General features: G+C 71.7%; 18 protein-coding genes. 5 read left to right on the top strand and 13 right to left on the bottom strand.

Annotated elements, in window-relative coordinates; genetic code table 11:
- The first annotated feature begins 54 nt into the window (after positions 1-54).
- Both H2041_RS00625 and H2041_RS00630 read left to right on the top strand, forming a co-directional pair.
- Positions 55-1,548 carry a VWA domain-containing protein gene (locus tag H2041_RS00625; RefSeq protein ID WP_293408346.1) on the top strand — a complete coding sequence of 498 codons (1,494 nt, stop codon included), beginning with the start codon at positions 55-57 and terminating at the stop codon, positions 1,546-1,548.
- A 73-nt stretch (positions 1,549-1,621) separates the two neighbouring features.
- Positions 1,622-2,842 (top strand): glycosyltransferase, encoded by a 1,221-nt coding sequence (locus H2041_RS00630; RefSeq protein ID WP_293408348.1) that lies wholly within the window; start codon positions 1,622-1,624, stop codon positions 2,840-2,842.
- Between the two features lie 22 nt (positions 2,843-2,864).
- Here the strand turns inward: H2041_RS00630 and H2041_RS00635 are convergent, their stop codons facing one another.
- The gene (locus H2041_RS00635; RefSeq protein ID WP_293408350.1) at positions 2,865-4,100 is read right to left on the bottom strand and encodes an acyl-CoA dehydrogenase family protein; all 1,236 of its coding nucleotides are present in this window, start codon (positions 4,098-4,100) and stop codon (positions 2,865-2,867) included.
- A gap of 14 nt (positions 4,101-4,114) precedes the next feature.
- Positions 4,115-5,236, bottom strand: a complete 1,122-nt coding sequence (locus tag H2041_RS00640) for an acyl-CoA dehydrogenase family protein (protein ID WP_293408352.1) — start codon at positions 5,234-5,236, stop codon at positions 4,115-4,117.
- Positions 5,237-5,375: 139 nt separating this feature from the next.
- On the opposite strand from H2041_RS00640, the gene H2041_RS00645 reads away from it, so the two are divergent.
- The 3 genes from H2041_RS00645 to H2041_RS00655 all read left to right on the top strand — a co-directional run bounded on the left by H2041_RS00645 (position 5,376) and on the right by H2041_RS00655 (position 11,309).
- Entirely contained in the window at positions 5,376-5,951 is a 576-nt protein-coding gene (locus H2041_RS00645) for a hypothetical protein (protein ID WP_293408354.1), read from the top strand.
- Between the two features lie 79 nt (positions 5,952-6,030).
- Positions 6,031-8,652, top strand: coding sequence for an aminopeptidase N (gene pepN / locus H2041_RS00650; RefSeq protein ID WP_293408356.1), 2,622 nt, complete (start codon positions 6,031-6,033; stop codon positions 8,650-8,652).
- A gap of 119 nt (positions 8,653-8,771) precedes the next feature.
- Positions 8,772-11,309 carry a sensor histidine kinase gene (locus H2041_RS00655; RefSeq protein ID WP_293408358.1) on the top strand — a complete coding sequence of 846 codons (2,538 nt, stop codon included), beginning with the start codon at positions 8,772-8,774 and terminating at the stop codon, positions 11,307-11,309.
- Here the strand turns inward: H2041_RS00655 and H2041_RS00660 are convergent.
- From H2041_RS00660 to ccmI, 11 genes are all read right to left on the bottom strand, one after another.
- Complete coding sequence (locus tag H2041_RS00660; protein WP_293408360.1) at positions 11,306-11,824, bottom strand: periplasmic heavy metal sensor; 519 nt, start codon at positions 11,822-11,824, stop codon at positions 11,306-11,308. The two genes, H2041_RS00655 and H2041_RS00660, sit on opposite strands and share 4 nt — an antisense overlap.
- Positions 11,824-12,279 carry a hypothetical protein gene (locus H2041_RS00665; RefSeq protein ID WP_293408362.1) on the bottom strand — a complete coding sequence of 152 codons (456 nt, stop codon included), beginning with the start codon at positions 12,277-12,279 and terminating at the stop codon, positions 11,824-11,826. Before H2041_RS00665 ends, H2041_RS00660 begins: the two co-directional genes overlap by 1 nt.
- 7 nt (positions 12,280-12,286) lie before the next feature.
- A complete protein-coding gene (locus H2041_RS00670; protein WP_293408364.1) occupies positions 12,287-12,832 on the bottom strand; it encodes an RNA polymerase sigma factor in 546 nt (181 codons plus the stop codon).
- Positions 12,833-12,992: 160 nt separating this feature from the next.
- On the bottom strand, positions 12,993-15,890 hold the full coding sequence (locus H2041_RS00675) for a bifunctional [glutamine synthetase] adenylyltransferase/[glutamine synthetase]-adenylyl-L-tyrosine phosphorylase (RefSeq protein WP_293408366.1): 2,898 nt from the start codon (positions 15,888-15,890) through the stop codon (positions 12,993-12,995).
- A gap of 42 nt (positions 15,891-15,932) precedes the next feature.
- Positions 15,933-17,336: a HAMP domain-containing sensor histidine kinase gene (locus H2041_RS00680; RefSeq protein WP_293408368.1), complete on the bottom strand. Its 1,404-nt coding sequence runs from the start codon at positions 17,334-17,336 to the stop codon at positions 15,933-15,935.
- Positions 17,337-17,352: 16 nt separating this feature from the next.
- The gene (locus tag H2041_RS00685; protein ID WP_293408370.1) at positions 17,353-18,024 is read right to left on the bottom strand and encodes a response regulator transcription factor; all 672 of its coding nucleotides are present in this window, start codon (positions 18,022-18,024) and stop codon (positions 17,353-17,355) included.
- Between the two features lie 28 nt (positions 18,025-18,052).
- Positions 18,053-19,594 (bottom strand): Do family serine endopeptidase, encoded by a 1,542-nt coding sequence (locus tag H2041_RS00690; RefSeq protein ID WP_293408372.1) that lies wholly within the window; start codon positions 19,592-19,594, stop codon positions 18,053-18,055.
- A 150-nt stretch (positions 19,595-19,744) separates the two neighbouring features.
- Positions 19,745-20,203, bottom strand: a complete 459-nt coding sequence (locus H2041_RS00695; protein ID WP_293408374.1) for a cytochrome c-type biogenesis protein — start codon at positions 20,201-20,203, stop codon at positions 19,745-19,747.
- Positions 20,200-22,212 (bottom strand): heme lyase CcmF/NrfE family subunit, encoded by a 2,013-nt coding sequence (locus H2041_RS00700; protein ID WP_293408376.1) that lies wholly within the window; start codon positions 22,210-22,212, stop codon positions 20,200-20,202. The genes H2041_RS00695 and H2041_RS00700 overlap by 4 nt, the downstream gene beginning before the upstream one ends.
- A complete protein-coding gene (gene ccmE / locus H2041_RS00705) occupies positions 22,209-22,727 on the bottom strand; it encodes a cytochrome c maturation protein CcmE (protein WP_293408378.1) in 519 nt (172 codons plus the stop codon). Before ccmE ends, H2041_RS00700 begins: the two co-directional genes overlap by 4 nt.
- The gene (ccmI, locus tag H2041_RS00710; protein ID WP_293408380.1) at positions 22,724-23,791 is read right to left on the bottom strand and encodes a c-type cytochrome biogenesis protein CcmI; all 1,068 of its coding nucleotides are present in this window, start codon (positions 23,789-23,791) and stop codon (positions 22,724-22,726) included. The genes ccmE and ccmI overlap by 4 nt, the downstream gene beginning before the upstream one ends.
- Positions 23,792-23,805: the final 14 nt, after the last annotated feature.

Genomic DNA, 23,805 nt, shown 5'->3' on the forward strand with positions numbered 1-23,805 from the left:
CCGATTGGGACGCCGTCCATACCGCCGCTGCCCGTCCCGCCGGTGGAGCGACGTGTGGCGCAGCCGTCTGCGCCGCAGTCGATGATCGTCACAGGATCGGCCCGGGGCCAGCCTCGGATGGACACCGAACGCTATCCCGACGCGACGCCGAACCCCGTGAAGCGGACCGCCGAGGATCCGGTTTCGACCTTCTCCATCGATGTCGACACGGCCAGCTACGCCAATGTCCGGCGTTTCCTCAACGAGGGCGAGCAGCCGCCGACGGACGCCGTCCGGGTCGAGGAGCTGATCAACTATTTCGACTATGGCTACGCGCCGCCCCCGAACCGCCAGCCGCCCTTCGCCACCACCGTCGCGGTCGTCCCCTCGCCCTGGTCGCAGCAGCGGCGGCTCGTTCACATCGGCATCCAGGGCTACGAACTGCCGCCCCGCGAGCGGCCGCCCCTGAACCTGGTCTTTCTGATCGACACCTCCGGTTCGATGGGCGGCCCCGACCGGCTGCCTCTGGCCAAGAAGGCCATCGATCTCCTCATCGACCAACTGGGCGCGCAGGACCGGGTGGCGATCGTCGCCTATGCCGGTTCGGCCGGAGCCGTCCTGGCGCCCACCGATGGGCGGCAGAAGCTGATGATGCGCTGCGCCGTCGGCAGTCTGCGCGCCGGAGGCTCCACCGCCGGCGGCGAAGCCCTGGCGCTCGCCTATGACCTGGCGAAGCAGAGCTTCGATCCGAAGGCGGTCAATCGAGTCGTCCTGCTGACCGACGGCGACTTCAATGTCGGCATCGCAGATCCCGCCCGCCTGAAGGACTTCGTGGCCGAGCGCCGCAAGGATGGCGTCTACCTGTCGGTCTACGGCTTCGGCCGGGGCAACTACAACGACGTGATGATGCAGGCCCTGGCCCAGAACGGGAACGGCACGGCGGCCTATATCGACGGCCTGACCGAAGCGCGGCGGCTGTTCCGCGAGGATCTGCCGAAGAGCTTCCTGCCCATCGCCGACGACGTGAAGATCCAGGTCGAGTTCAACCCGGCCGCGGTCGTCGAGTACCGGCTGATCGGCTACGAGACGCGCCTGCTCAACCGCGAGGACTTCAACAACGATCGGGTGGACGCCGGGGAGGTCGGCTCCGGCGCCTCGGTGACGGCGCTTTACGAGATCACGCCTGTGGGCGCGCGGCCTTCCACCGATCCCCTGCGCTATCAGGCGCCGGCGCGCGCCGGGGGACCGGCCGACGAACTGGCCTTCCTGAAGATCCGCTACAAGCCGCCGGGCGAGGACCGCTCCCGTCTGATTTCTCGTCCGATCACCGCCCGCGACCGCGTCGGCGACCTCGCCCAGGCGCCGGAGGCGACCCGCTGGGCGGTGGCGGTGGCGGGCTTCGCCCAGATCCTGCGTCAGGATCCGTGGGTCGCGGCGGACTTCGGCCTGGACGATGTGGAGGCCCTGGTCCAAGGCGCACGCGGGGCGGACCCCGACGGCGAACGGGCGGAATTCCTGACCCTCGTCCGTGCGGCCGAAGACGCCCGCCATGCCGCATCGGCGCGCTGAGAGGCCGGATCGAAAACCCGGCTGGCGCGTTCTCCCCGACCAAAGGGGCGTGTGCGTCCAGCGAGGAAAGTCCGTGTTTCACTTCAAGGGGACGGCCGGCAAGGATCTGATCCGGCTGCTTCCGCAAGACGCGCCGCACTTCGGCGCGCCGGGCCGCGACGGGTTCCACCTCGTGGACTCCACCATGATGTATGCGCCCCGCTCCGGCGGCGTGAAGCGCTACCTCCACGCCAAGCGCGACTGGCTTTCGCGGCGGCGGCCGGACGTGACCCACACCATCGTCGCGCCCGGTCCGCGCACGGGCCAGGACGCCCCGGGCCGGGTGAGCGTGGCCGCCGCGCGCCTGCCCTTCGGCGACGGCTACCGGATGCCGGCCAGCGTCGCCAAGTGGACGGCGATGATCCGTCTCCTGTCGCCGGACATCATCGAGGCCGGCGACGTCTTCGTGCCGGGCCTGGCCGCCATCGAGGCCGGCCAGCTCCTGGGCCGCCCCGTGGTGGGGTTCTGCCACACGGACGCCGCCGCGCTCGCGGCCCTGCATCTGGGCGAGTGGGCGCGCGCCCCGGCGCGCCGGCAGTGGGCCGAGACCTTCGCCCGTTTCGATCGCGCCGTGGCCCCCAGCCGACACATGGCCGAACGTCTGGCTGACGCGGGGGTGGACCGGGTGACGATCCAGCGCCTGGGGGTCGATCTCGAGCTCTTCCATCCGCGGCGCGCCGACCGGGCGGCCCTGCTGCGGCGACTGGGGCTGCCGCGGCGGACGCGACTGCTCGTCTTCGCGGGCCGACCGGCGCGGGAAAAGAACATCGACGCCATGGTCTGCGCGGTGGAGCGGCTGGGCGATCCCTACCGCCTGCTGCTGGTCGGAGCCGGCGGCGAGACCCGCTATACGCGCCGGGTCCTCTGCATGGACTATGAGAGCGATCCCGAGACCCTCGCCGGCCTGATCGCCAGCGCCGACGCCTTCCTGCACGCCAACGAGAACGAGCCCTTCGGCCTGGCGGCCCTGGAGGCGCTGGCCTCCGGCACCCCGGTGGTCGGCCCCTGCCGCGGCGGCGTGGGGGAGTTGATCGACGGATCGGTCGGCCAGTGCGCCGAGAGCGTCGAGCCTGCCGACCTCGCCGAGGCGATCGAGGCCCTGTTCGAGCGCGACGTGGCGGCCCTGTCGGTGGCGGCGCGCCGCCGGGCCGAGACCCGGCATGGCTGGGATGCGACCTTCCAGGGCCTGACCCGCATCTATGGCGAGATGGTCACCGGCGCGTCGCCGGCCGGTCCCCTGGCGATGAGCGCCTGAGGCCGCCGGCTCCGGGCCCGTTCTAGCGCCCGGTGGGCAGGTCCTTGAACGGGATGTCCTTGTCCACCCGGATGTCGCCGGGCAGGCCCAGGACCCGCTCGGCGATGATGTTGCGCAGGATCTCGTCGGTGCCGCCGGCGATCCGCAGGCCCGGCGCCGACATCAGCGAGGCGTGGAAGGCCCCGCGCAGGGGCGCCAGCTCCGGATCGTTGATGATGCCGTACTGATCCAGCATCTCGACCGCCGAATTGGCCAGCTCCTGCATCTGCACGGCGGAGATGATCTTGCCGATCGAGCTCTCCGGCCCGGGCGTCTCGCCCTTGGAGAGCGCCGTCATGGTGCGGTTGCGGGTGTGCTTCAGACCTTCGGCCTGCACGTACCAGTCGGCCAGCTTCTCGCGCAGGGCCTGATCCTTGATGGCCGCTCCGCCGTCCAGGCCGGGCGTCTCGCGGGCGGCCTCCATGAAGGCGCTCCAGCCGGCGCCCGATGCGCCGCCCACGGCCAGGCGTTCGTTCATCAGGGTCACGAGCGAGACGCGCCAGCCGTCGTCCACCGCGCCCAGGCGCTGGCTGTCCTTCACCCGCACATTGGTGAAGAAGACCTCGTTGAAGCCCGAGCCGCCGGACATCTGGTGGATCGGCCGGACCTCGACGCCCGGATCCTTCATGTCGATCCAGAACATGGTCAGGCCCTTGTGCTTGGGCGCGTCCGGATTGGTGCGGCAGATGACGATGCCGAAGTCGGAGAACTGGGCGCCGGTCGTCCAGACCTTCTGGCCGTTGATGATCCAGTCGCCCGAGCCGTCCGGCGCGCGCTCGGCCCGTGTGCGCGACCCCGCCACGTCCGATCCGCCCGAGGGCTCGGAGAAGAGCTGGCACCAGATCTCCTCGCCCCGGATGGCCGGGCCGACGAAGCGCTTCTTGGTCTCCTCGTCGGCGAAGGTCATGACGGTGGGCACGCACATGCCCAAGCCGATCTGGAACGGATTGCCCGGGGTCGGGAAGGCGCTTTCTTCCTGGTTGAAGATCACCTGCTGGATCGGGGTGCCGCCCTGGCCGCCCCATTCCTTGGGCCAGGTGATGCACGCGTAGCCGGCGGCGGCCTTCTTGGCCTGCCAGGCCTTGGCCGCGCTCAGGCCGTCATTGGATTCCGACAGCGGGTCGGCCTCGCCCTCGCGCTTCTTCGGGGCGTTGGCGGCCAGCCAGTCGCGGACCTGCTGGCGGTAGGCGGCCTCTTCGGGGGTGTCCTTGAAGTCCATGATCTCTTCCTCCCTCAGGCGGCGGCCGCGTTGCGGCGTTCGAGGTGGCTGACGAGGCGCTCCTTCCAGACCCGGGGAGCGCCGGCGACCAGCGAGAGCTGGCGCGAACGGCGATAGTGCAGGTGGCAGTCCATTTCCCAGGTGAAGCCGATGCCGCCGTGGGTCTGGATGTTCTCCTTCGAGGCGTACCAGTAGGCCTCGGACGCGGCGATGCGGGCCGCGCTGGCGGCCACCGGCAGCTCCGGCGCGCCGGTGTTCAGCGCCCAGGCGCCGTAATAGGCGTTGGAGCGGGCCAGCTCGTTCTTCACATACATGTCGGCGAGCTTGTGCTTGATGGCCTGATAGCTCGCGATGACGCGACCGAAGGCGTAGCGCTCCAGCGCATAGGCCTTGGCCATCTCCAGGCAGCGGTCGGCGCCGCCGCACTGTTCGAAGGCCAGCAGGACGGCGGCGCGGTCGAAGACCTGCTCGAGGAGCTCGAAGCCCTGACCCGCCTCGCCCAGGCGTCGCACGGGCGCATCCTTGAAGGTCAGCTTGGCGGCGTCGCGCGTGGGATCGAGCGTCTTCAGGCTCTCGCGCGTCACCGAGGCGTCCGTCAGGTCGGCGATGAAGAGCGCCGGCCGGCCGTTCTCCTTGGCGAGGACCAGGGCGACGTTGGCGATGTCGCCGTCCGTCACCGGCAGCTTCACCCCGTTCAGCTTGCCGCCCTCCACCGTGGCCTGGAGCGAGGAGGCGGTCGTGACGCCGGGACCTTCCGACACCGCCACGGCGCCGATCACCTCGCCGGCCGCGATCCGCGGCAGGAGGTAGGTCTTCTGCTCCTCCGTCCCGGCCAGCATCACCGCCTCGGCCAGGAAGTAGACGGTGGAGGCGAAGGGGATCGGCGCGACCGCGCGGCCGAGTTCCTCGGCGATCACGCAAAGCTCGAGCCGGCCCAGACCCAGGCCGTTGTAAGCCTCGGGGATCGCCGCCCCCAGCCAGCCCTGTTCGGCCACCGCCTTCCACAGGTCCTCGTCATAGGCGCGGCCCTCGTCGTCGAGCACCTTGCGGACGCGATCGGTCCCGCATCGTGCGTCGAGGAACTTGCGCGCCTCGTTCTTCAGAAACTTCTGGTCGTCGGAAAAATCGAAATTCATGCCCGTCTGTCCCGCCGGAAATCGCGGCGTCTAACGTTTCCCCTGCCGGCCACCATACGCATCGTTCGCGGCGTGGAAAGATTGACCTCGCGTCAAGGATTTCAGGGTCTTATGCGTCCAAACAACAGTGATGGTGCGTATGGCCAAGGCGGTTTTTCAGCGGAATCAGAGGGTCTGGGTCGAAAGCGTCGGCGCCTGGGCGGTGATCGAAAAAATCGTGCCGGTCTGGGCGCGAGGCTTCGACGAGCCGGTCAGGGTGACCTACGACGTCGGCCTGGGGCGTGATTTCCACGCGCACGAGCTGCGCGGCGAGCAGTCGACCCAGGACCTGGTGAACGACGACGAACCCAGCTGGCGGCTGCTGCGGGCCCGCAACAAGTGGCAGCAGCCCGAGGACTGCGAGCACCACCCCTATCCCGGCACCTATCCCGTCGTGGTCACCGACGCCCAGGACTGGGGCGGCTGGCGCGTGCCCGGCGCCGAATACGACCGCGACCCGCTCAAGGTGGAGTTCCAGGCCCGCCTGATCGCCTCGTCCAAGCGGCTGCTCTCCATCGCGAGGCATCTGACCGCCATGGTCGACGAGGCGCCGGAGGACGCGCCGCCGGAGATCCGCCGCCTGGCCGAGGAGGCCCGCAAGGTGGAGCGCTACCTGCAGCAAATTCCCGCCGCGCCTGAAGCCGCGCCGGGCGAGGCGGAGGAAAACGCCGCCTGACCCGGCGGCGCGCGCCTTTGGCCCCGCAGAACGACAGCCGCCCCTGGCGAGCAGCCGGCGGGAGGTCTAAATCGGTCCCATGCGCACCGAAACGCCCCAGCCCATCCGCCTGGCCAACTATCGCCCGCCGGCCTTCCTCGTCGACACGATCGAGCTCGACTTCGACCTGAAGCCGAGCGCGACGCGGGTGAGGGCGAAGCTCGCCCTGCGCCGCAACGGCGAGCACGCCGAGCCCCTGGTGCTGAACGGCGAGCGCCTGACCCCCATCTCCGTCGCCGTCGACGGCCGGACGCTGGGCGAGGACGAGCGGACGATCGACGCCGAGTTCCTCACCGTGCCGAACGTCCCCGACGCCTTCGTCCTGGAGACCGAGGTCGAGATCGATCCGGCCGCCAACAAGGCGCTGGACGGCCTCTACATGTCGGGCGGCCGCTTCTGCACGCAGTGCGAGGCCGAGGGCTTCCGCAAGATCACCTGGTTCCCGGACCGTCCCGACGTGCTGGCGCGCTACACGGTGCGGATGACGGCGGACAAGGGCTTCCAGCGCCTGCTCTCCAACGGCAACCTGATGGAATCGGGCGAGACGGCGGACGGTCGTCACTTCGCCGTCTGGAACGATCCTTTCCCCAAGCCCTGCTACCTCTTCGCCCTGGTGGCCGGCGAACTGGACGTGCTCGAGGACAGCCTCGTCACCATGAGCGGGCGCAAGGTCGACCTGCGCATCTATGTCGACCCCGGCATGGCCGGCCGCGCCGCCTACGCCATGGACGCGCTGAAGCGGTCGATGAAGTGGGACGAGGAGGCCTTCGGCCGCGAATACGACCTCGACCTGTTCATGATCGTCGCCGTGCGCGACTTCAATTTCGGGGCGATGGAGAACAAGGGGTTGAACATCTTCAACTCCTCGCTGCTGCTGGCCGACCCGGCCACGGCCACCGACTTCGACTATGAGCGGATCGAGAGCGTCGTCGCCCACGAGTATTTCCACAACTGGACCGGCGACCGCATCACCTGCCGCGACTGGTTCCAGCTGTGCCTGAAGGAAGGCCTGACCGTCTTCCGCGACCAGAGCTTCTCGGCCGACATGCGCGGCGAGGCCGTCCAGCGGATCAAGGACGTGAAGGCGCTTCGCGCCCGCCAGTTCTCCGAGGACCAGGGCCCGCTGGCCCACCCCGTGCGGCCGTCGAGCTATCTGAAGATCGACAACTTCTACACCGCGACCATCTACGAGAAGGGCGCGGAGGTCATCCGGATGCTGAAGACCCTCATCGGGCCGGACGCCTTCCGGAAGGGGATGGACCTCTATTTCGAACGCTGGGACGGCCACGCCACCACCGTCGAAGCCTTCATCGACTGCTTCGCCGAGGCCTCCGGCCGGGACCTCTCGGCCTTCTTCGCCTGGTACGAACAGGCCGGCACGCCGCGGATCGACATCAAGAGCCGCTACGACGCCGCCGCCCGGACGCTCGAGCTCGACCTCACCCAGACGAACCCGGCGACGCCCGGCCAGCCGAACAAGAAGCCCCTGCCCGTCCCGGTGCGCATCGGCCTGCTGGACGGCGACGGGCGGACCATCGCCTTCGACCGCGACGGCCAGGCGACCGACGAGACCGTGGTGGTTCTGGACGCCGCCAAGACGACCGTCCGCCTGACCGGGGTCGACCGCGAACCGGTGCTGTCGGCCCTGCGCGGCTTCTCCGCCCCGGTGGTCCTGACCACCGACGCCGAGCCCAAGGACCGCTACGTCCAGCTGGCCGCCGACCCCGACCTCTTCAACCGCTGGGAAGCCGGCCAGGACCTGGCGCGCGAGCTGATGCTGGCCCGGGCCGCCGGCCGGCCCGACGAGGTCAACGAGGAGCGCTACGCCGACGCCGTCGGGCGGGCGCTCGCCGACCAGGCCGCCGATCCGGCCTTCAAGGCCCTGCTTCTCACCCTGCCCACCGAGTCCGACCTGGCGCTCGCCCGCCAGCCGGCCGATCCGGCGGCGATCCACGCGGCGCGCGAGGCGCTCCGCGCCCGCCTCGCCCTCCACCTGGAGGAGGAGCTGAAGCGCCTGCACACCGGGCTGCAGGGCGTGGGCGAGTTTTCGCCCGACGCCGCGGAGGCCGGACGCCGGGCCCTGCGCAATACCGCCCTCGAAGTCCTGGCCGCCAATCCGCACGCCGAGACCGTCGAACGGGCCAGGGGGCACTACGAGGCCGCCGGCAACATGACCGACGCCATGGGCGGCCTTTCGGCCCTGATGAGCATCGGCGGCGAGGCGTTCGAGAACGCGCTGGCCGATTTCTACGAGCGCTGGAAGTCCGAGCCGCTGGTCATCGACAAGTGGTTCGCCCTGCAGGCGCGCGACCCGTCCGAAGGCGCGCTCGGCCGCGTGCTGGGCCTGACCGCCCACCCCGCCTTCGACCAGAAGAACCCCAATCGCCTGCGCGCCCTCGTGGGGACCTTCGCCGCCGGCAATCCGGCCCGGTTCCACGATCCGAGCGGGGCCGGCTACACCTTCCTCGCCGACCAGATCCTGGCCGTCGACGCGTTCAACCCGATGACGGCGGCCCGCCTGCTGGAGCCGCTGGGCGGCTGGCGGCGCTACACGCCCGAACTCGGCGCCAGGATGCGCGGCGAACTGGAGCGGATCGTGGCCAGGGAAGGCCTCTCCAAGAACGTGTACGAACTGGCGTCTCGGGCGCTCGCCGACGACTGAAGCGCGGCCGTGGCCGGCGATTGTCGGCCGCGCGACCGTATGACTCGTGACGCGGGGAGTCGGCGCGCTTAGACTCCCGGTTCGGTGACTCGGTTTTGGGTTTAGGGGAGCGGCGGGCCTTGGCCGGACGCGGACGTCAAAGTGCGGCTCGCAGCCATCCGGGCCGTCGCCGGACGGACGTGGCGGCGGGCGCTCGTCCGCGGCCGACCTTCGCCTTCGCCCGCGTGGCCATCCTCACCACCCTCCTGCTGATGGCGGTCTACACCGCCTTCGCCGTGCAGCGGATTCAGTCCGAGCCCAGCGGCGCGGCCGCCGCCAGCGCCGCCCTGCCCGGCCGGGCGGCGACGCTCGCCGCGCGGCTGGACGCCGAGGCCGCCGCCTTGCGGGGCGGGCTTCTCGCCGCCCGCGCCGCGCTGGAGCGGGCCCCGGACGCCCCCCTGCCGGCGGCGGAAACCGGTCTGCGAATCGCCTCGGGGTCAGCGGCCACCGTCGTGGTCCTCGCCCCCGAGGGCGTGGCCGCCGCGACGGGCGCCGATCTCGGCGCCAACTGGACGGCCCTGGTCGCCGAGGCCGAGCGCAGCGACAGGGATGTCTGGTTCTCAGCCGCCGGGCCCGAAGCGCCGACCCTCGTCGCCGCCACCGCAGCCGCCACGCCCCAGGGGCGTCGCTGGATCGTCGCGGCCGCCGATCCGGGCCGGATCGCCGCCCTGCTGCAGGCCGACCGCCCCGAGGCCGTCACCTCCGCACGGGGTCTGGTCCTCGCCGCCTCGGGCCCGGACGGCGTCGCCCAGGCCGACAGCCTGCTCGGCGCCTTCGGCCTGACGCCGGGCGAGGTCCGGCCGGGCCGCCTGAACCGGGCGCAGAGTCCCGAGGGCAAGGCCCTGGAAATCTCCGCCCATCCGGCGGCCGAAGGCGCCCTGCTGGCCGTCGCCGGCGTCTCTTCCGATCCGCTGGAGATCATTTCGGCGCGCGAGCAGCTGGGCTGGGTGCTGATCCCGCTCGGCGTGGCCTTCCTGCTCGGACTCCTGCTGTTCAACCAGAGCCGCCGCGTCGAAGCCGCCCAGCAGGACGCCTTCGACAGCGAGCAGCGCTTCCGCATGGCCGTCGAGGCCGCGCGCTGCGGCATCTGGGAATGGGACCTGACCACCGACGAGATGTTCATGTCCGACGTCACCGGCGGCATGCTCGGCTGGGGCGGCGGCGGCGTGGTCAGCGGCCAGGAGGTCCTCGAGCGGGTGTCGCCGGACCATCGCGAGCGGGTGCGCCAGGCGCTGTCCACGGCGGCCCTCTACGGCGCCTTCGACGTCTCGTTCCGCGTGCCGCGTCCCGGCGGGGGTCGTCCGATCTGGATCGACGCCCGCGGCCAGGCCTTCGGCCGCGCGGCCGAGGGCGGCTTCTCACGCATCATCGGGGTGGCGCTCGACGTCACCGAGGAGCGCATGGCCCAGGCCCGGGCCCAGGCGGCCGAAAACCGCCTGCGCGACGCCATCGAGAGCGTCTCGGAAGCCTTCGTCCTCTGGGACCGCCACGGCCGGCTGCTGATGTGCAACCGCAACTACCGCAGCTTCTTCTCCCTGGAGGCGCGGCTCCTCAAGCCGGGCGCCCTGCGCGATCAGGTCAACCGCTACGCCCGCCTGGCCATCCGGCGCGAGCAGCCGGCCGCGGACGGCCGCGCCGGCGTGCGCGAGGCCGAGCTGAACGACGGACGCTGGATTCAGATCTCCGAGCGTCGCACGGCCGAGGACGGCCTGGTCATGACCGCGGCCGACATCACCGCCATCAAGACGCAGGAAGAGGCCCGCCGGAAGAACGAGGAGGCGCTGCAGCGCGCCGTCGACGGGCTCGAACAGAGCCAGGAGCAGCTCTCCGAGCTCGCCCGCAAGTACGAGGCCGAGAAGGTCCGGGCCGAGGCCGCCAACAAGGCCAAGAGCGAGTTCCTGGCCAATATGAGCCACGAGCTGCGCACGCCGCTGAACGCGATCAACGGCTTCTCCGAGATCATGGTCGGCGAGATGTTCGGCCCCCTGGGCGACGCCCGCTACAAGGAATATGCCGGCGACATCCTGTCTTCAGGCCAGCACCTGCTGGCGCTGATCAACGACATCCTCGACATGTCGAAGATCGAGGCCGGCAAGATGAACCTGAAGTTCGAACCCCTCACCGTGGAGGACGTGGTCGAGGACGCCGTGCGTCTGGTCCGCAACCGCGCCGATTCCGCGGGGCTCGCGCTGGAGCTGGAGTTCCCCCGCGACCTGCCCGAGGTCGAGGCCGACTACCGGGCGGTCAAGCAGGTGCTGCTCAACCTTCTGTCCAACGCCATCAAGTTCACGCCGCGCGGCGGCCGGGTGACCGTGCGCGCCGAGGCGCGCCGCGATCCGACCGGCGAGCGGATCCGCATCAGCGTCAGGGACACGGGCATCGGCATCGCCGCCGACGACCTGAAGCGGCTGGCCCAGCCCTTCGAGCAGATCGAGAGCCAGCACTCCAAGACCCAGCAGGGGACGGGGCTGGGCCTGGCCCTGACCAAGTCGCTGGTCGAGATGCACGGCGGGGCCCTGGACATCCAGAGCGCGCCCGGCGAGGGCACGACCGTCGCCTTTTCCGTCCCGGTCCGGCAGGGCGCGCGGCTTGAGGCGCGGCGCGGGGCGGCGGCCTAAGGCGCCGGTTCCCGCAGCGGGCGTCCGCGCTCTTCGTCGGCCTCCCGCCGGCCGCCGTGCATGCGCCGCGTGGCGGGGCGCGACAGGGCGCCGGCCAGCCGATCGCGCTCCTCGGCGCTGAGCTCTCCGGCGAAATCGACGACGCGGCCTTCCACGATGGAGCGAGCCTCCATTTCCATCGCCTGGGCCCGCGCCAGATCGCGGCGGACCGCCGTCGGGTCGAACGGGTCCGCGCCCAGCTCCGACCAGGCTTCCCGACGCGCTTCTCCGGCGGCCATCAGCTTGCGGCGGACCTCCAGGGCGTCGCCGCGCAGGGCGCGGTGGAAGGCCTCCTGCTGCGCTGCGGGCAGGGTCTGGGCGGCGTCCCAGAAGGGCGGCGGGCCCGGCCGGATGAGCGTCTGACGATGCTGCGAGAAGCGGGCGCCGACGACCAGCCCGCCGACAATGGCGCCGACGGCGAACAGGTTGAGCGCCAGGGAGACGAACAGGGCGATGGTCAGATGACGCTGCGACATCAGACGCCCTCCAGACCGGCCGAGTCGAGGTCGAGCCCTTCATAGCCCGTGACAGCCGCGGCGATCACGTCGGCCTCGCCCGCGGGCGCCACGGCGCCGGAGACGACGACGCCGGCCATCAGCCCCGCAGCCCCGGCCGCCACCAGTCCGGCGCCGAGGCCGGTGCGCCAGATCCAGGTCCGCCAGGCCGCCGCCGCCCGCCGCGCGGGCGCAGCCGCCAGGATCGCCTCGCGCAGCGCCGCCCCGGCCGGGGGCGTCCGCCAGGCGTCGAGGACGCCGTCGAGCTCGCTCTCGATGGCCAGCAGCTCCGCCGTCGCGCCCGGATCGCGGGCCATGAGGGCCGCGGCGACCTCGCGATCGGCCGGCGGCCAGCGCGAGACGTCGCCGCCATAGGCGCTCGCCAGCGCCGCAAATCGATCCAGGTCCATGCCCATGGCCGGTCCTTCCTTTCTCATCGCCGCATCACCGCATGTCCGCGAGCGCGGTCCGCAGGGCCCGCCGGCCCCGCGACAACAGACTTTCCAGGGCCTCGACGCTGACCCCCATCAGGGCGGCGGCCTCGATATTGCCGAGCTCCTGGTAATGGCAGAGCACCAGGGCCTCCCGCTGCCGGTCGGGCAAGGCGGCCATCGCCCTGGCCACCCGGGCGCCGACATCGGCGGCCTCCAGCCCGCGATCGGGGGCCGGCCCGTCGTCGGCCACCTCCGGCGGGGCGTCCGTCGCCACTTCCCGCCGCCGACGCAGCCGGTCGTAGCAGAGGTTCAGCGCCACCCGATGCAGCCAGGTGTCGAAGCGGGCCCCGCCGGGCTTCCAGCGCCCCGCCTGCTTCCACGCCCGCACGAACACCTCCTGCGTCACATCCTCGGCCTCGGCCGCGTCGTTCAGCAGGCGCGCCGCCAGACCGTGGATCCGGGGCAGCTTGCGGGCCATCAGCGCGCGCACGGCCGCCGGATCGCCACGGGCGACACGGGCGAGCAGCTCCTCGTCGGGGTCGGCCAGGGGCTCCAAGCCTCACCCCGCCGACCGGCGAAGCCTGCACAGCCTCAACGCGCCGCACCGGAAGCGGCCGGATCGACGACGGAGCGGGGACGACGGGATGGCGACATGGAGTCTCTGCGGCTCAGGGGCTTTGCATGCTTTCACGCGCACCGGCGTCCGATCCGTCGCGTCAGGGTTTCAGGAGGCGCTCGAAAGCCGCTCGGGCCGCCTTGCGTGCGGCGTCCAGCCTGGGCCGCACGGCCTTGAAGTCGGCCTCTCCGGCCGCGCGGGCCAGGAGCTTGCGAAAGGCCGTCGGCTCCTGCGACGGATCGGCCCCTTCCTCCAGGGCCACCTTGGTCAGCTGGGTGATGTTCTGCTGCAGCCGCCAGGCGTCCTCGAGCGCGACGAGCGGTTCGGCCGGCTCGAGGCCCGCCTCGCGGAAGGCGCCGAGGGCCGTCGCCGTGTGCGGGCGCAGCGGTCCGCCCTCGGCGGCATGGACGAGCTGCAGGAACTGGGCGGCGAACTCCACATCCACCAGGCCGCCGCGGGAGAGCTTCATGTCCCAGAAGTCCTTGGCCGGCCGCTCCCGCTCCAGCAGGCTGCGCATGGCGCGTACGTCCTTGGCTGTGCGCTCCCGGTCCCGCGGCCGGCGCAGCGCGCCCTCGATCAGCTTACCCGCCGCCTCGGCGAAGTCCGGCGTGCTCGCCCAGACCACGCGGGCCCGGGTCAGGGCCAGCAGCTCCCAGGTCTCGGCCTCGCCCTCGTAATAGCTCTCGAAGGCCGCCTGGCTGACCGCCACCGGCCCCTGGGTGCCCGAGGGGCGCAGCTGCATGTCGACCTCGTAGAGGCCGCCCTCGGCGGTCGGCAGGGACAGGGCCGCGATCAGCCGCTGGGTGAATCGGCCATAGAAGGTCTCCGCCCCCCAGGACTTGATGGACGACATGGCCCGCGGATCGTCGGGCCGATAGAGCGTCATCAGATCGAGGTCGGAGCCGGCGCTCATCTCGCGCGATCCGCACTTGCCGAGCGCAACCACCGCCACCTGCCCCGGAAAGGCCCCGCCGATGCGCTCGGCCTCGGCCAGGGCGGCCGGCGCCAGCGTGCGGATGCACAGATAGGCCAGGTCGGCGAAGCCCCGGCCGACCGTCTCGGCGCTCGCCACGCCGCTCATCACCTGTACGCCCAGGCGGAAGGCCTGTTCGCGATGGGCGCGGCGGACGGCGTCCATGATCTCCTCGAAACCTTCGGCCCGGGAGACGGCGAGCCGCATCACCGCCTCGTCCTCGGCCGGATCGATCTCGGCGAAGAAGTCTCCGTCGATCAGGGCGTCGATGGCGGCGGGGCGTCGGGCCAGGGTCGCCGCCAGCTTGGGCGCGAAGGCCATCACCTCCACCAGCAGCTCGAAGAGCTTGGGATTGGCCAGGAACAGGGACTGGATCTGCACGCCCGAGGACAGGCCCGCGAAGAAGTCGCCGAACCGGTTGAAGGCGGCGTTGGGCGCGCCGGTCGCGTGCGCCGCCTCCAGAAGCCGCGGCGCCAGGCGCGTGAAGAGCTCCCGCCCCCGCTCGGTCCGGGTGGCGGCGATCCGGCCGTGGTGCCAGGACCGGATCGTCTGGGAGACCTGGGGCGGATTGTCGAAGCCCATGCGCGCCAGCGTCTGCAGCGTCGCCGGGTCGTCGTCGACACCGGTGAAGATCAGGCTGCCGAAACTGGAGGACAGGGATTCCTCGTCGGGGAAGAGCTCGCCATAGCGGCGGTTGACCGTCTTCAGCACGTCGGTGATCGCGGCGTCGAAGGCCTTGAGGGACTTGGCGCCCTGCAGGGCGGCGACCCGGCCGCGCTCTTCGTCGTTCTCCGGCAGGCGGTGGGTCTGCTCGTCGGCGATCATCTGCGCCCGGTGCTCGACGGCGCGCAGCACGCCATAGGCCGCGGTCAGCTCGGCGGCGGCCTCGGGCGCGACGTGTCCCGCCTCGACCAGGGCCTGCAGGGCGTCCAGGGTGCGGCGCGACCGCAGCCCCGGATTGCGTCCGCCCAGGATCAGCTGCTGGGTCTGGACGTAGAATTCGATCTCCCGGATCCCCCCTCGCCCGAGCTTCAGGTCCGCCCCCGGCGCGGAGAGCCGGTCGTCGACCTTGTGGACGTGGATCTGGCGCTTGATCGAGTGGATGTCGGCGATGGCCGCGAAGTCGAGGTTCTTGCGCCAGACGAAGGGCCCCAGCTCGTCCAGGAAGGCCTGGGCGCGCGGCAGGTCGCCGGCGCAGGGACGGGCCTTGATGAAGGCGGCGCGCTCCCAGTTCTGGCCCACCGTCTCGTAATAGTCGAACGCCGCGGCCAGCGGCACGGCGGGCGGCGTCGAGGACGGATCTGGCCTCAGGCGCAGATCCACACGGAAGACATAGCCTTCGGCGGTCCGGTCCTGCATGAGGGCGGCGAGCGCCTGGGTCAGGCGCACGGCGAAGGCGCGCGGCTCCACGCCCTCGGCGACCGGCAGGCGGTCGGGCTCGTAGAAGACCGAGATGTCGACGTCGCTGGAATAGTTCAGCTCGTAGGCGCCCTGCTTTCCCATGGCCAGGCAGAACCAGCCGGGGACCGGCCCGTCCTCTCCCTCGCCCACCGCCCGGAGGCGGCCGGCCTCGACCTCGGCGGCGGCGGCGGCGCGCAGGGCCGCGGCGATGGCGGCGTCGGCGAAGCGGGTGAGCGCGCCGGTGACGGCGTCCAGGTCCCAGACGCCGCCCAGATCGCAGAGCGCGATGAGCAGGTGCGCCTCGGCCTTCAGACGGCGCAGGTCCGGTCCGGCCTCCTGCGCCGGCATGCGGCCGGCCCGCTCCGTCCGGGCCAGGATGTCGGCGAACCGCGCGTCCGGCTCGGCGGCCAGAAGCTCGCCGAGGCGGTCCGGCGCCCGCCGCGCCAGACCGGCGAGATAGGGAGAGGCGCCGAACACGGGCGCCAGCGCCGGCCAGACCGTCTTCAGCCGCTCGCCCCAGCCGCCGGCGGCGGCCTCTGGCTGCAGCACCTCCAGCGCCCGGTCGGCGGCGTTCTTGTCGGCGACGGGGCCGCAGGGGCGGAGAGAGTCGGAAAGCGATGTCATGGCTGCGGAGTTTGGCCGCGCAGGGCGCCCGATGGCAAACGCCTAGCCCGCCCGGGGCAGGATCACCGCCACGCGCAAGCCCGGCCCGATTTCGCCCACCTTGCCGGGGCCCTCCGACAGCTCCACGCGGCCGCCGTGCGCCTCGGCCACGGCGGCGACCAGCGACAGGCCAAGGCCCGCGCCGGGCTGGTTGCGGCTGTTCTCCAGGCGGACGAAGCGCTCGATCACGCGGGCGCGGTCCTCCTCCGGCACGCCGGGGCCCGTATCGGTGACGGAGAACTCCACCTCGCCGGAGGAGCGGCGGCGCACGCGCAGCATGATGGCTCCGCCGTACGGCGTGTACTTGATGGCGTTGTCGAGGAGGTTGGCCAGGGCCTGGGCCATGAATTCGCGGTTGGCGCGGATCGAGAGCCCCTTGGCGAGCTCGGCCTTGAAGTCGAGGCCATGGTCCTCGCAGAGCGGCTCGTAGAGTTCGCAGATGTCGGCGGCCAGGTCGGCGGGGTCGAAGACCACGGGATCGGGCGCGGAGCCCGCGGCCTGCAGCCGGGCGATGGCCAGCACCGCGCCGAAGGTCTTGAGCACGCCGTCCGTATCGTCGATGGCGCGGGCCAGGGCCGCCTCGGCGTCGCCGCGCCCCGCCTCCAGGTCGAGATAGGCCGCCTCCAGCCGCGCCCGCAGCCGGGTCAGGGGCGAGCGCAGGTCGTGGGCGATGGCGTCGCCGGTGTGCTTGTGCCCGGCCATGGACCGTTCCAGCCGGTCGAGCATCTCGTTGAGGCCGACGGCCAGTTCGTCCAGTTCGTCGCGCGTGCCCCGCACCTGGGCCCGGACGGTCAGGTCGCCGTTGCGCACCGCGTCCACCACCTCGGTCAGGCTGGTCATGGAGCGGCTCACATTGCGGCTGACGACCACGCCGCCGGCCAGGCCCAGCACGATGACCAGCGCCCCGGCGCCCCAGAGGGCGCGCACGATCTTGACCACATAGGCCTCGTCCTCGGCCACGTCGGCGCCGACGAAGAGGATCTCCCCGCCCGACAGCTTCTCCTGCAGTCCGCGCGCCGGTCGGCTGATCTCCCGCCCCTGAACGTCGAACTCCGTGACGCGGAAGCTCGCCCAGGCCGGCTCGCCCTCGAATTCGTCGAGGGGCGACTCCTCGATAGAGCCGGAGATGCGCGTGCCGTCCGGGCGCATCAGCAGGTAGAGATAGGGCCGCTCGCTGGCCGCGCGTTCGATGAGGGCCTGGTTCAGGGCGTCGACGCCGGCCCGGCCATAGGCGCTCTGCAGGGTGCGCATTTCGCGCGTGATCAGCTGGTCGGTGCGCCGCGTCGCCTCGCCGGCGGTGGCCACGTAGATATAGGCGAGGAAGGCGCTGGCCGAGGCCGCGAACAGGGCCAGGAACAGGAGCGTCAGCCGGAACGGCGTTGTCCGGAAGATGCGCGGCAGCCGCATGGCCCGCGGCCGCCCCTTACGCGTCCAGCCGGTAGCCGGCCCCGCGGACCGTCTGCAGCATCGGCCGGTCGAAGCCCTTGTCGATCTTCGAGCGCAGGCGCGAGATGTGGACGTCGATCACGTTCGTCTGGGGGTCGAAATGATACTCCCAGACCTTTTCCAGCAGCATGGTCCGCGTCACCGCCTGACCGGCGTGGCGCATCATGAATTCCAGCAGCTGGAACTCGCGCGGCTGCAGGTCGATCTCCTGGCCCTGGCGGTGAACGGTGCGGGCGATCAGGTCCATCTCCAGATCCCCCACGCGCAGCAGGGTCTGGACCGAGCCGGTCTCGCGCCGGCGCGCCAGGGCCTCCACCCGCGCGATCAGTTCGGCGAAGGCGTAGGGCTTGACCAGATAGTCGTCTCCGCCGGCCTTCAGCCCGTCGACGCGGTCGTTGATCTCGCCCAGCGCCGAGAGGAAGAGGACCGGCGTCTGGTCCCCTTCCCGCCGCAGGGTCTGGATCAGGGTCACCCCATCCATCTTCGGCATCATGCGGTCGACGATCATCACGTCGAACTCGCCGGCCCGCGCCTCGGCCAGCCCCGCCTCGCCGTCGGCGGCCGAGACGCACTCGTGGCCGCTTTCGGTGAGGCCGCGGACCATGGCGCCCGCCGCTTCGAGATCGTCTTCGACAATCAGGATCCGCATGATTCCCGCCCCCGGTGGATCGCTGACCTTACCCCTCGATGTCCAGGGGCAGGAAGAGCGTGCGGCCGTCGCGATTGACGCCGATCAGCACGCTCGGCCGGCCGGCCTTGCGGGCGGCGTCCACCTCGGCGGCCAGGTCGCTGGCGGCGTTCACCGTGCGGCTGTTGGCCCGCACGATCACGTCGCCGCGGCGCAGGCCCTTGCGGGCGGCGTCGGACGAGGACTCGAGCGCGGCGATCACCACGCCGCGCACATTGGCCGGAATGCCGAAGGCGCGACGGGCGGCGTCGTCCAGGGGCGCCAGCGACATGCCGAGCACCTCGGGATTGTTCGGCTGGGCCGGCGCCTGGCCCGGCCGCGGCGAGCCGTCGGGGCCGTTGTCGTTGGCGGCCAGTTCGCTCTCGGTGGGGCGAACGCCCGAGCGCACCTCGACCGTGCGGCGCGAGCCGTCGCGGATGACCTGCAGGCGCAGCACGTCGCCGGCCGAAGCCTTGGCCACTTCGCGGGTGAGTTCGGAAGAGGTCTCCACCTCCGCCCCGTTCACCGAGATGATGATGTCGCCGGGCTGCAGCCCCGCGCGAGCGGACGGGCCGCCGGGCACGGTGTCGGAGACGATGGCGCCGCGCTGGTCGCCCAGGCCCTGGGCCTCGGCCATGTCGCGGGTGTAGTTCTGGATGGTCGCGCCGATATAGCCGCGGGTCACCTTCCCGCCGGCGATCAGCTGCTTGGTGATCGAGTCGGCCGTGGCCGCGGGGATGGCGAAGCCGATGCCGACGGAACCGCCGGAGGGCGAGAAGATGGCCGTATTCACGCCGATGACGCGGCCATAGATGTCGAAGGTCGGGCCGCCGGAATTGCCGCGGTTGATCGGGGCGTCGATCTGGATGAAGTCGACGAAGGTCTCGCCGATGTCGCGGCCGTAGGCCGACACGATGCCGGCCGTCGCCGTGGTGGTCAGGCCGAAGGGATTCCCCACCGCGATCACCCAGTCGCCGACGCGCGGCACGGCGTCGTTCTCGAAGCTCACATAGGGGAAGTTCGAGCCCTTGATCTTGATGACGGCCAGGTCGGTCGCCTCGTCGCGGCCGACGATCTCGGCGTCGAACTCGCGCTCGTCCTTCAGGACGACCTTGATCTCCTCGGCGTTCTCCACGACGTGGTTGTTGGTGACGATGTAGCCGTCCGCCGAGATGAAGAAGCCCGAGCCGGCCGAGAGCTGAGTCGGAAGATCCTCCTCCTCCCCTTCCTCGCCGCCGCCGGGGCCGCGGGGGATGATGCCGAAGGGCAGGCCTTCCAGGCCCGGGATCTGGCGCAGGACGTTTGTATCGGCGCGCGAGGTCACGTTCACCGAGACGACGGCGGGGGAGACCTGGTCGAAGATGTCGGCGAAGGACAGCGGCGCCCCGGGCGGGGGCGCGAAGACCGGAGCCGTGGCCGTCCGGATCAGCGGCATGGACGGCCCCGCCCTGTCCGCATGCGGAATACGCATGTCGGTGGCGGCCAGGGCCGCAGCGGCGACGCCGACGCCGGCGACGGCGCCGAGAAGATAACCGGTCTTCTTAGAGGTCATGGGCGTTTCAGTTCCTCGCGGGCTTTACGGGGACATAACACATGCCCGCCATCCCCAAGCTAGGTTCGATGCACGAGAGCGCAACCGCCCTCAAGTTACCTTTAGGACAGCCTTGGCTCAGCTTCAGGGCCGCAACGGGGCCTAAAGGTGTCAGGCTTCGTCGGTCTCGTCGGCCAGCCGCGCCAGCCGCGCGGCCTCAGCCTCACTAAGCTCGCTCTCCCCGCCACGGTTCCGCGTACGCCCGATCAGCATGGCGATCCCGGCCACGGCGATCAGCAGGGGCGCGAACCACAGCACGGCGTTGCCCCAGGAGAAGACGGGCTTGAGAAGCACATATTCGCCGTAACGGTCGGTGAGGAAGTCCCGGATCTCGGCGTCGCTCCGCCCCGCCGCCACTTCCTCGCGGACGATCCGGCGAAGGTCGGCGGCCAGCTCGGCGTTGGAGTCGTCGATCGACTCGTTCTGGCAGACGAGGCAGCGGACCTCCTTGAAGAGCTCCCGCGCCCGGGCCTCCTGCGCCGGATCGGGCAGGCGTTCGGACGGATCGGACGCGGCGGCCATGCAGAACACGGCCGCGACGACGGCGAAGAGGCGGGCCAGCGGCCTCATGCCACACCCTCCGCCGGCGACGTCGCAGGCGCCGGCGCGGGCGCGGCGCGTTTGCCGGCCGCCAGCCGCAGGCGCCGGTCGCTGAGCGACACCGCGCCGCCGACCGCCATCAGGCCAGGGCCGAGGAAGATCAGCAGCGCCCAGGGGTTCCAGTAGCCGGTGACGAGCCAGCCGGCGGACCCGTCCGGCAGGGCGCGACGCTCGCCGAGCACGATGTAGAGATGGCTGAGGCCCCGGGTGCAGATGGCGACCTCCGAGGTCGTCTGCCCCCCAGCCGGATAGAGCCGGCGCTCAGGGTGGGCCAGGCACGCCAGGCGTCCGTCGGGGGCGAAGGCGCGGATCGTCGCCCGGTCGGCCTCATAGTTGGGCCCATCGACGCCGCCGACGTCTTCCAGGACCAGTTCGTACCCGGCCACCTGGGACCGCTGGCCCAGTTGCAGCACCTCGGCCGACTCCGCCTTCCAGGTCGTCTCGAACACCGCGCCCAGGACGAAGACCCCCAGGCCCATGTGCGCCAGGGTCATGCCCCAGGCGCCGCGCGGCAGACCGCCGAGACGCCGCAGCGATTCGCGGGCCGGCGCCCGGAACAGGTGGATGCGCTCGGCCACCTCGGCCAGGCTGCCGGCGATGAGCCAGGCGCCGAGGGCCAGGCCGGCGGCCCCGAACAGGCTTCGCGGCTCCGCCAGGGCGACGGTCAGCAGGCCGATCGCCAGGGCGATCAGGGCGGCGACCCAAAGCCGCTCGGCCACGCCGCGGGCGTCGCCGCGCTTCCAGGCCAGCAGCGGTCCGGCCGGCAGCAGAGTCAGCAGCAGGAACATCAGCGGCGTGAAGGTGAGATTGAAATAGGGCGGGCCGACCGAGATCGCCTCCCCGGCCATGGCTTCGCGGATCAGCGGGTAGAGCGTGCCCAGAAGCACCGTGGCCGTCGCCGCCGCCAGCAGGATGTTGTTGAGCACGAGCGCGCTCTCGCGGCTGATCGGCGCGAACAGCCCGCCGCGCGCCATGGCCGGCGCCCGCCAGGCGAAGAGGGCGAAGCCCAGCCCCGCTGTCACGCCCAGTATGGTCAGCAGCAGCACGCCGCGGGTCGGATCGACGGCGAAGGCGTGGACCGAGGTCAGAACCCCTGAGCGGACGAGGAAGGCGCCCAGCATCGAGAAGGCGAAGCCGGCGAGCGCCAGGAAGATGGTCCATCCCGGCAGCGCCCCGCGCCGCTCGGTGACGACGGCCGAGTGCAGCAGCGCCGTGGCGATCAGCCAAGGCATGAAGCTGGCGTTCTCCACCGGGTCCCAGAACCACCAGCCGCCCCAGCCGAGCTCGTAATAGGCCCAGAAGGCGCCGAGCGTGATGCCGACGGTGAGCGCGCTCCAGGCCGCCAGCGTCCATGGCCGGATCCAGCGCGCCCAGGCCGCGTCGGTGCGGCCCTCCACCAGGGCGGCGATGGCCAGCGAGAAGACCACCGAGAGTCCGACATAGCCGGCATAGAGGAACGGCGGATGCAGGATCAGCGCCGGGTCCTGCAGAAGGGGATTGAGGGAGCGCCCCTCCACCGGCGGCGCGGGCAGGCGGGTGAAGGGGTTGGAGGCGAAGACGGTGTAGGCCAGGAAGACGAGGCCCAGCGCGCCCTGCACAGCCACGGCCACGGCCTTGAGCGCCGGCGACAGCCCGCGGCCGAAGCCGGCCAGCAGGGCGCCGTAGCCGGTCAGCGCCAGGCACCAGAGCAGCATGGAGCCCTCGTGGCTGCCCCAGGCGCCGCCGATGCGATAGAGCAGCGGCTTCTCGCTGTGAGAATTGGCCGCCACATTGGCCACCGAAAAGTCCGACACCACAAAGGCGTAGACCAGGGTGGCGAAGGACGCGGCGATGCAGGCGAAGGCGCCCAGCGCCGCCCCCTCCCCCACCGCGGCCAGCAGCGGCGATCGCCGCACGCGGGCGGCGGCCGACACGCCCATCTGCAGGGCGGAGAGGATGAGCGCCAGGACGAGGGCGAAGGCGCCGGTCTCGACGATCATTCGGCCGTCACCGGCGTCGGCGGCCCCTGATAGGCCTCTGCGTCATAGCCGCGGACGGCGCCGTCGCCGCGCCACTCGCCCTGCTCTTTCAGCGCCTTCTGCAGATCGCGCGGCATATAGGTCTCGTCGTGTTTGGCCAGCAGGCGGCCGGCTTCGAAGACGCCGGCCTCGTTGAAGCTTCCCGTCGCCACCACGCCCTGGCCCTCCCGGAACAGGTCGGGCGGATCGCCCTTGTAGACGACCTGGGCGGCGGCGATCTGGTCGGCGACCACGAATTCGAGACGCCCGTCCGGGTGCTTGACCACGCTGCCGTCCTGGACGAGGCCGCCGATCTGGATCGTCCGCCCCGGCTCGGGCCGGGCTTCGGCCGCCTGGGCCGGCGTGTAGAAGTAGGAGATGGAGTCGGAGAGGCCCCACAGGGTCAGGCCGACCGCCAGGGCCAGGACCGGGGCGACGGCGGCGAGCACCATCAGGCGCCGGCGCGCCTTGCGGGACTTGGGCAGCCAGGAACTCATCGCATGGGCTCCGCACGCGCGGCTTCGGCCAGCCGCGAAAGGATCTCGGGATTGTCGGCGTAACGGGCGCGGGCGCTGGCCAGAGCCGCATCGCGGCGCGCGTCCTGGCCAAGCACGGCGTAGGATCGCACCAGCCGCACCCAGCCTTCGGGATCGTCGGGATCGGTCGCGAGGCGGGCGGCCAGGCCTTCGACCATGGCGCCGATGTCGGGCATGGCCGGGGCCGGCGCCGGACCCTGCTCGGCCTCTGCGATGGCCGCGTCCAGGGCGGCGCGGCGCGGATCGTCGGCGGCCAGGTCGGCGCGGAGCGCCCGCCACTCGGCCAGGCCCTCCTCGGTTTCGCCGGCCTCGATGCGGCCGCGGGCCAGATGGAAGCGGGCGGTCGGCGAGGCCGGATCGAGCTTCAGCGCCTCCTGGAAGACCGCCTGGGCGTAGGGCGTCACCTCGCCCTCGCTCTCAAGCACCGCGGCCTCGCCGAGCGCCTCCCAGAGATCGGCCCGCTGCGGGGCGAGGGAGACGGCGCGCCGCAGGGCGCGGGTGGCCGCCGCCGGATCGCCGGACGCCATCTCGGCGATGGCCAGGAAGCGATAGGGTTCGGGATCGCCCGGCTGCTCGGCGGCGACGCTGCGCAGCACCGCGGCCATGCGGGTCGGGTCGAGCTGCGTCGGCGGGGTGGCGCGCCACTCCGCCAGCCGCCGCGCATAGGGCTGGTCGCCATAGCCGGGCGCGCCGACCAACAGGTAGAGACCGAGCGCGAGAAGGGGCGCGGCCGCGGCCAGGCCGAGGGCCAGACGCCGGCCGCGCGGATCGGCGGTCCAGGCCTGGCCGCCGGCGTCGGCGGCGCTGAGCAGGCGCCGGGCGGCCTCGGCGTGGGCGCTGCGGCGCTCCGACGGCGCCAGCAGGCCGCGCTCGGCCAGCTCGTCGATCTCGCGAAGCTGGCGGCGGTAGAGCGGCAGGGTGGCCTCGGCCGCTTCCGGCGCGCGCGCGGCCACCGCCGCACGATGCAGGACGAGTCCCGCGACCAGGGCGGAAAGCAGGCTGGCCGCGATCCAGAAGGCGAACATGCCGCGCCTTTATC

The sequence above is a fragment of the Phenylobacterium sp. genome (assembly GCF_013911965.1).
Taxonomy (GTDB): Bacteria; Pseudomonadota; Alphaproteobacteria; order Caulobacterales; family Caulobacteraceae; genus Phenylobacterium.

Excerpts from the sequence above, each read along its gene's own strand:
- H2041_RS00685 (WP_293408370.1), bottom strand. The coding sequence starts at position 18,024 with ATGCGGATCCTGATTGTCGAAGACGATCTCGAAGCGGCGGGCGCCATG.
- H2041_RS00640 (WP_293408352.1), bottom strand. The coding sequence starts at position 5,236 with ATGAATTTCGATTTTTCCGACGACCAGAAGTTTCTGAAGAACGAGGCG.
- H2041_RS00665 (WP_293408362.1), bottom strand. The coding sequence starts at position 12,279 with ATGAGAAAGGAAGGACCGGCCATGGGCATGGACCTGGATCGATTTGCG.
- H2041_RS00695 (WP_293408374.1), bottom strand. The coding sequence starts at position 20,203 with ATGAGGCCGCTGGCCCGCCTCTTCGCCGTCGTCGCGGCCGTGTTCTGC.
- ccmE (WP_293408378.1), bottom strand. The coding sequence starts at position 22,727 with ATGAGTTCCTGGCTGCCCAAGTCCCGCAAGGCGCGCCGGCGCCTGATG.
- pepN (WP_293408356.1), top strand. The coding sequence starts at position 6,031 with ATGCGCACCGAAACGCCCCAGCCCATCCGCCTGGCCAACTATCGCCCG.
- H2041_RS00660 (WP_293408360.1), bottom strand. The coding sequence starts at position 11,824 with ATGTCGCAGCGTCATCTGACCATCGCCCTGTTCGTCTCCCTGGCGCTC.
- H2041_RS00635 (WP_293408350.1), bottom strand. The coding sequence starts at position 4,100 with ATGGACTTCAAGGACACCCCCGAAGAGGCCGCCTACCGCCAGCAGGTC.
- H2041_RS00675 (WP_293408366.1), bottom strand. The coding sequence starts at position 15,890 with ATGACATCGCTTTCCGACTCTCTCCGCCCCTGCGGCCCCGTCGCCGAC.
- H2041_RS00680 (WP_293408368.1), bottom strand. The coding sequence starts at position 17,336 with ATGCGGCTGCCGCGCATCTTCCGGACAACGCCGTTCCGGCTGACGCTC.
- H2041_RS00700 (WP_293408376.1), bottom strand. The coding sequence starts at position 22,212 with ATGATCGTCGAGACCGGCGCCTTCGCCCTCGTCCTGGCGCTCATCCTC.
- H2041_RS00690 (WP_293408372.1), bottom strand. The coding sequence starts at position 19,594 with ATGACCTCTAAGAAGACCGGTTATCTTCTCGGCGCCGTCGCCGGCGTC.
- ccmI (WP_293408380.1), bottom strand. The coding sequence starts at position 23,791 with ATGTTCGCCTTCTGGATCGCGGCCAGCCTGCTTTCCGCCCTGGTCGCG.
- H2041_RS00645 (WP_293408354.1), top strand. The coding sequence starts at position 5,376 with ATGGCCAAGGCGGTTTTTCAGCGGAATCAGAGGGTCTGGGTCGAAAGC.